Here is a 9,909-nt window from a genome sequence, read left to right as displayed (position 1 = left end):
ACTCAGGTTGGATCATGGTCGGGACGACGTCGGCCCTCAGCGGTCTATTGAGTCTACGTTAGGGCGGCCCCCGCAAGGCCAGTGCGGATTGATCACACCTTCCATAGTTTGGGACGTGTAGTCTCGCGCGGTGGATCCTACCCAGCGCGACCTGTTCGTCCGGTTGGAACGCTTCTACGACGCCGTGCCCAGAGACGCCGCCCGTGGCGAGCAGCACGGCGGCCTGGTGCTCTTCGTCCGGGAAGGAGCGGGCTGGCCGTTCTACGCCCGCCCCCGGCTCGACGCCACCGCGCCACCGTCGCTGGCCGACGTGGCCGCCGTCCGGGAACGGCAGCGCGAGCTGGGCCTGCCCGAGGCCTTCGAGTGGGTGCACGAGACCACCCCGGACCTGCTGGCCGTCGCCCGCGCGGCCGGGCTGAACGTCCTGGAGGCGCCACTGATGGTGCTCGACCCGGCCGCCCTGCCCGATCCGGGCACGCTCACCGACGTACCGGTGTGGCTGCTGGACCCCGACGCGCCCGGCTTCGCCGTCGACGTGGCCGCCCGGCGAGCGGTGGCCACGGTCGGTTTCACCGCCGCCGGCACCGCCCGGGGCGAGGCCGGACCGGCCGCGCGGGACGCTGCCATGGCCGGGCTCGACACGCGCGCGCTCGACGAGGAACGCGCCCGGATCGCCGACGGCCGGCGGCTGTCGGCGCTGGCCGGAACACCCGAACAGGGAGCCCTCGCCAGCGGGATGGCGATGCGGGTCGGCGACGTGGCCGAGATCGCCGGGGTGGCGACCCTGCCGGCCGCCCGCCGCCGGGGGCTGGGCGCGGCGGTCACCGCCGTACTCGCCCGCGAGCTGCTCGCCGCCGGCACCGACCTGGTCTTCCTCTCCGCCGGCGGCGAGGAGATCGCCCGGGTCTACCTGCGGGTCGGCTTTCGCCGCGTCGGCACCGCCTGCATCGCCGAACCCACCGCCCTGGTCTGACCCGACGGGGGTCAGGAGGGCGACGGGGGGCGCCACTGGGCGGCGGCCGAAGCGGCGCTGGAGAGCAGGCGGGGGCTGATCGTGCCCAGCGCGGCGTCGCGGGCGCGCAGCGCCAGCCGGCCCCGGGCCTGCAGGACCGCCGACATGCGGCGGGTCTGCCGGACCACGGTCGCCGCACGGGGACGACGCAACCGGTCGTACGCCTGCACGGCGTCGGGCAGCGTCGACTCGCGCAGCAGCGACGCCAGGGTCGCGGCGTCCTCGAAGGCCAGGCAGGCGCCCTGCCCCAGGTGCGGCGGCATGGCGTGCGCGGCGTCGCCGAGCAGCACCACCCCACCGGGGCCGGCCGGAAAGCCGTACGCCCGGGGCAGCGGACGCAGCTCGCGGACCTCCTGCTGGACCAGGTCGTCCGGCTCGGTGGCCTCGAGCAGCGCGCCGACGGGGGCGGGCCAGCCGGCGTACCAGCGCCGCAGCAGGGCGAGCTGGGTTTCGGGCGGCTCCGGGCGGGGCGCGCCGGCGGCGGTGGCCACCCAGTAGACCCCACCCCGGCGGGAGGCCCCGGACGAGCCGCGCTCCCCCAGCGAGGCGGCCACGAACCGGTAGCCGGCACCGAGCACCTCCCCGCCGGGCGGCTGGTCGGCGGCCAACCTCGGTGCCCGGTACCAGGGGATCACCGCCCGCCAGGAGGCCGAGCCGGAGCTGACGACGGCGGCCTCGGGGGCGAACCGGCGGCGTACCGCGCTGTCGACGCCGTCCGCGGCGACCACCAGGTCGGCCTCGACGAGCTGGCCACCGACGCCGACCGCCGGCCGCTGCCCCGGTCGGACCTGGACGGTGTCCACGGCCACTCCGGTACGCAGCTCCGCCCGGTCGCCGAGACCGGCGATGAGGGCGTCGTGCAGGTCCTCCCGGTGCACCACCACCGGCATCCGGTCCGCCGGTGTGGGACGCGGCTGCACCAGCCAGTGCCCGTCCGGGCGGCGTACCCCGCAGTCGGGCAGCGCGGTGGCGATCGCGTCCAGGCCCGCGCCGAGGCCGAGCGCGTGCAGCGCGCGGACCCCGTTGGGCCAGAGCACCACGGCGGTGGGTTCGGGTCGGACCCGGTCGGACCGTTCCAACAGGGTGACCTGCCAGCCGGAGCGGGCCAGCGCGCCGGCCGCCGCCAACCCGCCCAGCCCGGCGCCGACCACCACCGCTGTCCGCATCCCCGGCCCCGCTCAGTGGTCCCGGTCGGCGGGTCGGGCGCCGGCGGCACCCGCCCGGTCGTCCCGCTCGGTGGCGGCGACGGCCCGCGTCGGCTCGCCGTCGACGTCGGCGGGTGGCGTCCCCTCGGGGGCGTCGGCGGCCGGCGTACCGGGTGCCACGGCGTGCTCGCCGGTCGCCGTGGGTGGCGCGGCGGCAGGCTCGTCGGGGACCTCACCGGTCTCCTGGTACGCCCGGAACTGCTCTTCGCTCACCATCCGGTACCCCTCGGGCGCGACCGCCCGAGGGCCGTTCCCGGTACGGGAGAGGTCGACCTGGGAGACGTCCCCGCCGGACGGCGGAACCGGGGTGGTGACACCCACCGGGACGAGGTACTCGCGGGAGCCGCGGACCCGCAGGAAGTAGACCAGCGCGCCGACGAAGACCAGGGCGGCGGTCCACACGTTGATCCGGGCGCCGAGGACGCGGGTCGCCTCGTCGGTGCGCATGATCTCGATCCAGAACCGGCCTGCGGTGTAGCCCATCACGTACAGCGCGAACGCGCGGCCCTTGCCCAGCTTGAACCTGCGGTCCAGAACGATCACCAGGGCGGCGACGCCGACGTTCCAGATCGCCTCGTAGAGGAAGGTCGGGTGGTAGAGGCCGGGCAGCAGGATCGGCTGGCCGGTCTCGTCGCGCAGCGCGTGCCCGGCGTTGGCCGGGTCCATCTTGTGGACCTCCAGGCCCCACGGCAGGGTGGTCCGGCCACCGTAGAGCTCGTTGTTGAACCAGTTGCCGAACCGGCCGACGGCCTGGGCCAACGGCAACCCGGGGGCGAGCGCGTCGGCCACCACGGTCAACGGCAGGCCGAGCTGCCGGGCGGCGATCCAGGCGCCGACCGCGCCACCGGCGACCGCGCCCCAGATGCCGAGGCCGCCCTCCCAGACGGCAAACGCCTTCAGCGGCTCGCCGCCGGCGCCGAAGTACTTCTCCGGCGAGGTGATCACGTGGTAGATGCGGGCCCCGACGATGCCGAACGGGACAGCCCAGACCGCGATGTCGAGCACCGCGCCGGGGGCCACCCCGCGCTGGCGCAGCCGGCGCTCGGTGACCCAGCAGGCCACCACGATGCCGAGGATGATGCAGAGCGCGTACGCCCGGATCGGCACCGGCCCGAGCTGCCACACGGCGGTGGTCGGGCTCGGCAGGGCTGCCTGCGGGATCGTCGAGGCGAGGGTCACGGGTGCACAGGCTACCGTTGCGGACCGCCTCCGCGGCACCCCGGTCCGTACGGTTCCGCGCCCCGACCGGTCCGCCGCCGGACGCCCCGCCCAAGGGTCACTCCACCCGCGCCGCACCGCGGCGGCCCGGTCCATGATCAACTCCGGCCGCGCCACCTCGCGGTGTCCACCGCGCCGCAGCCACAACCGGCGCAGACGGAGTCGATCACCGGGCCGGAAGCGGTGGTCGTCGCGCGCCGGGACGCGGGGCGTGGTGGGTCAGCGGGCCGGGTTGCGCACGCCCTCGGCGAGCTCGGCGCTGAGCGTGCGCAGGGCGGTCAGCCCGGCGGGGAGGTCGGGGCCGTCGAGCACGCAGCGGACCAGGGCGCTGCCCACGATCACACCGTCGGCGTACCCGGCGACCGTGGCGGCCTGCGCGCCGGTGCCCACGCCGAGGCCGACGCCGACCGGCAGGTCGGTGACCTCGCGAACCCGGGAGACCAGCACCGGCGCGGCCTGCGACGTCTGCGCCCGCGCCCCGGTCACCCCCATGAGCGCGGTGGCGTAGACGAACCCCCGGCAGTGCTCGACGGTCATCTTCAGCCGGCCGTCGGTCGACGACGGCGAGACCAGGAAGGTGCGGTCCAGGCCGTACGCGTCCGAGGCGGCCAGCCACTCGCCGGCCTCGTCGGGGATCAGGTCCGGGGTGATCAGACCGGTGCCACCGGCGGCGGCCAGGTCACGGGCGAAGGCGTCGACGCCGTACTGCTCGATCGGGTTCCAGTAGGTCATGGTGACCACCGGTGCGCCGGTGGCCGCGATCGCCTCGACGATGCGCAGCGTGTCGGCGGTGCGGACCCCGCCGGCCAGGGCGATGTCGCTGGCCTTCTGGATCACCGGACCGTCCATCACCGGGTCGGAGTACGGGATCTCCACCTCGATGACGTCCACGCCCGACTCCACCATGGCGGTCATCGCGGCGATGCTGCCCTCGACGGTCGGGAAACCGGCCGGCATGCAGCCGACCAGCAGTGCCCGTCCGTCGGCGCGGGCCTTGTCGAAGGCCACCCCGATCCGGCTCACGATCGTCACTCCTTGTCGAGGATGCCGAAGTACTCGCCGGCGGTGTGCACGTCCTTGTCGCCCCGCCCGGAGAGGTTGACCACGATGACCGGCTCCCGGCCCAGCTCGGCGGCGAGCCCCGGAGCGACCTTCAGGGCACCGGCGAGCGCGTGCGAGCTCTCGATCGCCGGGATGATCCCCTCGGTACGGCAGAGCAGCTCGAACGCGGCCATCGCCTCGGCGTCGGTCACCGGCTGGTAGCTGGCCCGGCCGGTGTCGTGCAGCCAGGCGTGCTCCGGGCCGACACCCGGGTAGTCCAGGCCGGCGGAGATGGAGTGCGACTCGATCGTCTGGCCGTCTTCGTTCTGGAGCACGTACGTGCGGGTGCCGTGCAGCACACCGGAGCTGCCACCGGTGATGCTGGCCGCGTGCCGGCCGGTCTCCACGCCCTCGCCGCCGGCCTCGAAGCCGTACAGCCGCACTCCGGTGTCGCCGACGAAGGCGTGGAAGATGCCCAGCGCGTTGGAGCCGCCGCCGACGCAGGCGGCGACCGCGTCCGGCAGCGCGCCGGTCAGGTCGAGGCACTGCTGGCGGGCCTCGACGCCGATGCCCCGGACGAAGTCGCGGACCAGCTCGGGGAACGGGTGCGGACCGGCGGCCGTGCCGATCAGGTAGTGGGTGTCGTCCACGTTGGCGACCCAGTCCCGCATCGCCTCGTTCATCGCGTCCTTGAGGGTCCGCGAGCCGGCGGTCACCGGGATCACGGTGGCGCCCAGCATCCGCATCCGGGCCACGTTGAGCGCCTGCCGCCGGGTGTCGACCTCGCCCATGTAGACGACGCACTCGAGGTCGAACAGGGCGGCGGCGGTGGCGGTGGCCACGCCGTGCTGTCCGGCGCCGGTCTCGGCGATGACACGCCTCTTGCCCATCCGCTTGGTCAGCAGCGCCTGGCCCAGCACGTTGCGCACCTTGTGCGCGCCGGTGTGGTTGAGGTCCTCCCGCTTGAGCAGGATCCGGGCGCCGGCCTCGGCCGAGAACCGCCGCGCGGGGTAGAGCAGCGACGGGGTACCGGCGTAGTCGCGCAGCAGGGCTTCCAACTCGGCGAGGAACTCCTCGTCGGTCATCGCCTTGCGGTACGCCGCGTCCAGCTCGTCCAGCGCGGCGACCAGCGCCTCCGGCACGAACCGGCCGCCGAACCGGCCGAAGTGCCCGGCGACGTCGGGAACGCCGCCGGACGGGCTCGAGGTGTCGGTGCTCATCGCGGTGTCCTCTCGCTGCGGGAACTGCGGACGGCTCAGCGCACCGGGCGCGGCGTGGCCGGGTGGTTCCCGGCGTTGACCAGCTCGGCGACTGCCTCCCGCGGGCTCTTCTGGGTGACCAGGCCCTCCCCGACCAGGACGGCGTCGGCGCCGGCCGAGGCGTACCGGATCAGGTCGTGCGGGCCGCGCACACCCGATTCGGCGATCTTGACCACGCTGCTCGGCAGCCCGGGCGCGATCCGCTCGAAGACGGCCCGGTCGACCTCCAGGGTACGCAGGTCGCGGGCGTTGACCCCGATCACCTGCGCGCCGGCCTCCAGCGCCCGGTCGGCCTCCTCCTCGGTGTGCACCTCGACCAGCGCGCACATGCCGAGCGACTCGATCCGCTCCAGCAGCCCGACCAGCGCGTTCTGCTCCAGTGCCGCGACGATCAGCAGTACCAGGTCGGCGCCGTGCGCGCGGGCCTCGTGCACCTGGTAGCTGGAGACGACGAAGTCCTTGCGCAGCACCGGCACCTGCACGGCGGCCCGGACGGCGGCCAGGTCGTCGAGCGATCCGCCGAACCAGCGCCCCTCGGTCAGCACGCTGATCGCCCGGGCGCCGCCGGCGGCGTACTGGCCGGCGAGGTCGGCCGGATCGGCGATCTCGGCCAACCGGCCCTTGGACGGCGAGGAGCGCTTGACCTCTGCGATCACCGCCACGCCGGGCTTGCGCAGGGCGGCGTACGCGTCCAGCGGCGGCGGCGCGGCGGCGGCCAGCTCGCGGATCCGCTCCAGCGGAACCTGCGCCTGTCGCCGCGCGACGTCCTCGCGGACGCCGGCCAGGATCTCGTCGAGCACGCTTCCGGACGCTGCCGGACCGGGCCCGTCCCCTTCCGCGTGCGCATGGTCTGCAGTCACCAACGGACTCCCCTCTCCGGGTGTCATGGGGCGATGCTAGGGGGCGCCACCTGGCAGCACGTGCCGGGGGTATGGCGCTCCTCACGGAATGGGCTGTGGCATGATGACCGACTTCCGGTGAACGCGATGTCACGCAGCGCCACCGCAGCGATCGACAGGGGTCATCTGGCGGGCTTCCGCGCCCCCCGCCGACCCATCGACCGAAACCCATGGACCATGACAGCACGAGGGGCCGGTCCGCCGCAGCACCGCGACGCCGGTCGATGGTGTGACCAAGCTCAAGGACGAACGGACCTACCGGGGACGTCCACGCCGATGGACAGTTGATCCGCCCGTCACCACGGTGAAACGTGCGCCGGGCAGCCTGGACTCGGGCAGACTCGGGAGCGGGCCTGCCGACCGTCGGACTTCTCGTGGGGAGTGACCATGAGCACTACGGGACCGGACTCCACCATCGGCTTCACGACCATCTCCCGCACTGTCGCCTCCCTCGCCGTCGGCGTGGTGCACAGCCTCGAACGCGCCGTGGTCGGTGACGGCCGGGTGCGTACCGCCCGGAGCAACGCCTGGGAGGCCGTCTGCGCCGACCGGGCCCGCGCCGACCAGCGCGCCGAACTCGACCGGCTCGTCGCCGAACTGTCCGCCGCCCGCGCCGCCGCCCGGGAACGCCGCGAGCTGCGGCAGCCGGTCAACTGACCGTCGGGTCCTCGCCCCGGTCGAGAGCGTCCCACGCCTCCCGGTTGCCCCGCGGGGCGGCGGGCCCCGGGTCGGGCGTCGGGCCGAAGCGGGTCCGGCGCTCGTAGCGGGCACCCATCGCCGGCCAGCGGTCGCCCCGCCGAGCGGCCAGTCCGCCACCGGCTGCCGCGAGCAGCCCGCCGAGCAGGCAGAGCGCCGGCCACTGCCGGCTGACCTCACCGGCGAAACCGGCGGTCACCCCGTACCCGCCGCCGGCCGCCACGGCCAGGCCGAGCAGGGCCAGCAGCCCGCCGAGCAGACGCCGGAGCCGGCCCCGGGTGGCCAGCACCGCGCCGCCGCCGGCCAACACGACCAGGGCCAGCGCCGACAGCCAGGGCAGCAGCTCCGCACCGGAACGGTCCTGCCGGACCGGCGGCAGCGCCCCCCGTGCGGTCACCTCCACCGCCCAGGTGCGGGTCGCCGCCCAGACCGCCAGGCCCGCGCCGGCCAGGCAGAGCAGCACCGCGTACGCCAGCTCGCGCCGGCCCCGGTCGGTCGGCGCGCCGCCGGTCGGGATGGGTGTCGCGGCGTCTCCGGGAGCCGTCACCGGGCGGACCGCAGGGTCTCGGCGGCGGCGATGGCGGCGAGCACGGCGGCGGCCTTGTTCCGGGTCTCCTGGTCCTCCGCGGCCGGATCGGAGTCGGCCACCACCCCGGCGCCGGCCTGCACGTACGCCCGCCCGTCGCGGATCAGCGCGGTGCGGATGGCGATCGCCATGTCCAGGTCGCCGCCGAAGCCGAAGTAGCCGACGGTGCCGCCGTAGAGGCCGCGCCGGACCGGCTCCAGCTCCTCGATGATCTCCATGGCGCGGACCTTCGGGGCGCCGGAGAGGGTACCGGCGGGGAAGGTGGCCGCGAGGGCGTCGAAGGCGGTGCGGTCCTGACGCAGCGTGCCCACCACGGTGGAGACGATGTGCATGACGTGGCTGTACCGCTCGATGGTGGCGAACTCCGGCACCTGCACCGTCCCCGGCCGGCAGACCCGGCCCAGGTCGTTGCGGCCCAGGTCGACCAGCATCACGTGCTCGGCCCGCTCCTTCGGGTCGGCCAGCAGCTCGGCCGCGAGCCGGGCGTCGGCGTCCGGGGTGGCGCCCCGGGGCCGGGTGCCGGCGATCGGGTGCAGCAACGCCCGGCGCTCGCCGTCCGGCCCGGCGTTGACCTTGAGGTGCGCCTCGGGAGACGAGCCGACGATGTCGAAGCCGTCGAAGCGCAGCAGGTACATGTACGGGCTGGGGTTGGTGGTGCGCAGCACCCGGTAGACGTCCAGCGGATCGGCGTGGGTGGCCCGCTCGAACCGCTGGGCCAGCACGATCTGGAAGCACTCCCCGGCCCGGATCGCCTCCTTGGCCTCCTCGACCGCCTTCGGGTAGCCGCCGTCGGGGGTCCGGCTGACCACCGCCCCCGCCGCCGGACGGTCGACCGTGGAGATCATGGGCGGGATCGGCCGGGACAGCGCCGTGGTCATCGCGTCCAGCCGCCCCACCGCGTGGTGGTACGCCGCCGCGACCTGGGCGTCCCGGTCGGGCGCGTCCGCCGGGGGCAGCACCGCGTTGGCCACCAGGATGGCCGAGCCGTCGTAGTGGTCCAGCACCACCAGGTCGGTGGCGAGCATCATGCCCAGCTCCGGCACCCCGAGGTCGTCCTCGGTCAGTTCGGGCAGCCGCTCGAAGCGCCGGATGAGGTCGTAGCCGAGGTAGCCGACCATGCCACCGGTCAGCGGCGGCAGGCCGCCGGCCGGGTCCTGGGCCGGGCCGGCGAGCGCCGCGACCGTCTCGCGCAGCACCGCCACCGGGTCACCGGAGGTCGGCACGCCGGCCGGCGGGTGGCCGGTCCAGACGGCGACCCCGTCCCGCTCGACCAGGGTGGCGCTGCTGCGCACCCCGATGAAGGAGTACCGGGACCAGGCCATGCCGGCCGACCCGACGCCCTGTTCGGCGGACTCCAGCAGGAAGGTCCCGGGCCCGCCGGCGAGCTTGCGGTAGACACCGACCGGGGTCTCCGCGTCGGCCAGCAACCTCCGGGTCACCGGCACCACCCGCCAGCGGGTGGCCAACTCGGCGAAGGCGTCCAGGTCGGGGTGGAGTGTGCCGTCGGTCATGAGGAGGCTCCTTCGGCGGTGACCGGCAGTTCGGTGAAGAAGCAGGTGCGGCTGCCGGTGTGGCAGGCCGCGCCGACCTGGTCGACGCTGACCAGCAGCGCGTCGCCGTCGCAGTCCAGGGCGACCGAGCGGACGTACTGGTGGTGGCCGGACGTGGCGCCCTTGACCCAGTACTCCTGGCGGCTGCGCGACCAGTAGGTGGCCCGGCCGGTGGTCAGCGTGCGGTGCAGCGCCTCGTCGTCCATCCAGGCGACCATCAGCACCTCGCCGGTGTCGTGCTGGCGTACCACCGCGGCCACCAGGCCGTCGGGGGTGCGGCGCAGCCGGGCGGCGACGGCCGGGTCCAGGCGGGAGGGGCGGGCCGCGCCGGCGGGGGCGCCGCCGGTCACGGGAGACTCGGGTACGGGCACAGTCAGCCATTCTCCCGCACGCGGTACCGGCACCTGCGGGCCGTCCCCACCCCGCCGGGCCGCCCGGCCGAG

The 9,909-nt window shown here is 75.0% G+C and carries 10 protein-coding genes; 2 read left to right on the top strand and 8 right to left on the bottom strand.

Annotated features, from left to right (window positions below; all coding sequences use genetic code 11):
• Positions 1-130 precede the first annotated feature (130 nt).
• Positions 131-973, top strand: a complete 843-nt coding sequence (locus tag E1165_RS08510; RefSeq protein ID WP_132389439.1) for a GNAT family N-acetyltransferase — start codon at positions 131-133, stop codon at positions 971-973.
• Positions 974-984: 11 nt separating this feature from the next.
• Here the strand turns inward: E1165_RS08510 and E1165_RS08505 are convergent, their stop codons facing one another.
• The 5 genes from E1165_RS08505 to trpC all read right to left on the bottom strand — a co-directional run bounded on the left by E1165_RS08505 (position 985) and on the right by trpC (position 6,535).
• Positions 985-2,178 carry an NAD(P)/FAD-dependent oxidoreductase gene (locus E1165_RS08505; RefSeq protein WP_132389437.1) on the bottom strand — a complete coding sequence of 398 codons (1,194 nt, stop codon included), beginning with the start codon at positions 2,176-2,178 and terminating at the stop codon, positions 985-987.
• A 12-nt stretch (positions 2,179-2,190) separates the two neighbouring features.
• Positions 2,191-3,396: a prolipoprotein diacylglyceryl transferase gene (gene lgt / locus E1165_RS08500; RefSeq protein ID WP_132389435.1), complete on the bottom strand. Its 1,206-nt coding sequence runs from the start codon at positions 3,394-3,396 to the stop codon at positions 2,191-2,193.
• A gap of 258 nt (positions 3,397-3,654) precedes the next feature.
• A complete protein-coding gene (gene trpA / locus E1165_RS08495; RefSeq protein WP_132389433.1) occupies positions 3,655-4,458 on the bottom strand; it encodes a tryptophan synthase subunit alpha in 804 nt (267 codons plus the stop codon).
• Positions 4,459-4,463: 5 nt separating this feature from the next.
• Positions 4,464-5,696, bottom strand: coding sequence for a tryptophan synthase subunit beta (gene trpB, locus E1165_RS08490; protein ID WP_132389431.1), 1,233 nt, complete (start codon positions 5,694-5,696; stop codon positions 4,464-4,466).
• Between the two features lie 35 nt (positions 5,697-5,731).
• Positions 5,732-6,535, bottom strand: coding sequence for an indole-3-glycerol phosphate synthase TrpC (trpC, locus tag E1165_RS08485; protein ID WP_207916776.1), 804 nt, complete (start codon positions 6,533-6,535; stop codon positions 5,732-5,734).
• 486 nt (positions 6,536-7,021) lie between these two features.
• Here trpC and E1165_RS08480 point away from each other — a divergent pair, with 486 nt between their 5' ends.
• Complete coding sequence (locus E1165_RS08480) at positions 7,022-7,291, top strand: hypothetical protein (protein ID WP_132389427.1); 270 nt, start codon at positions 7,022-7,024, stop codon at positions 7,289-7,291.
• Here E1165_RS08480 and E1165_RS08475 read toward each other — a convergent pair.
• From E1165_RS08475 to hisI, 3 genes are read right to left on the bottom strand one after another with little or no spacing between them, the layout of a single operon-like run.
• On the bottom strand, positions 7,284-7,877 hold the full coding sequence (locus E1165_RS08475) for a Trp biosynthesis-associated membrane protein (protein ID WP_207916774.1): 594 nt from the start codon (positions 7,875-7,877) through the stop codon (positions 7,284-7,286). The two genes, E1165_RS08480 and E1165_RS08475, sit on opposite strands and share 8 nt — an antisense overlap.
• On the bottom strand, positions 7,874-9,427 hold the full coding sequence (locus tag E1165_RS08470) for an anthranilate synthase component I (protein WP_132389425.1): 1,554 nt from the start codon (positions 9,425-9,427) through the stop codon (positions 7,874-7,876). The genes E1165_RS08475 and E1165_RS08470 overlap by 4 nt, the downstream gene beginning before the upstream one ends.
• On the bottom strand, positions 9,424-9,837 hold the full coding sequence (gene hisI / locus E1165_RS29800; RefSeq protein WP_132389471.1) for a phosphoribosyl-AMP cyclohydrolase: 414 nt from the start codon (positions 9,835-9,837) through the stop codon (positions 9,424-9,426). The genes E1165_RS08470 and hisI overlap by 4 nt, the downstream gene beginning before the upstream one ends.
• Positions 9,838-9,909: the final 72 nt, after the last annotated feature.

Source organism: Micromonospora sp. KC723, from assembly GCF_004348595.1.
Lineage (GTDB): Bacteria > Actinomycetota > Actinomycetes > Mycobacteriales > Micromonosporaceae > Micromonospora.
This window is presented reverse-complemented; position numbering and strand designations above follow the sequence as displayed.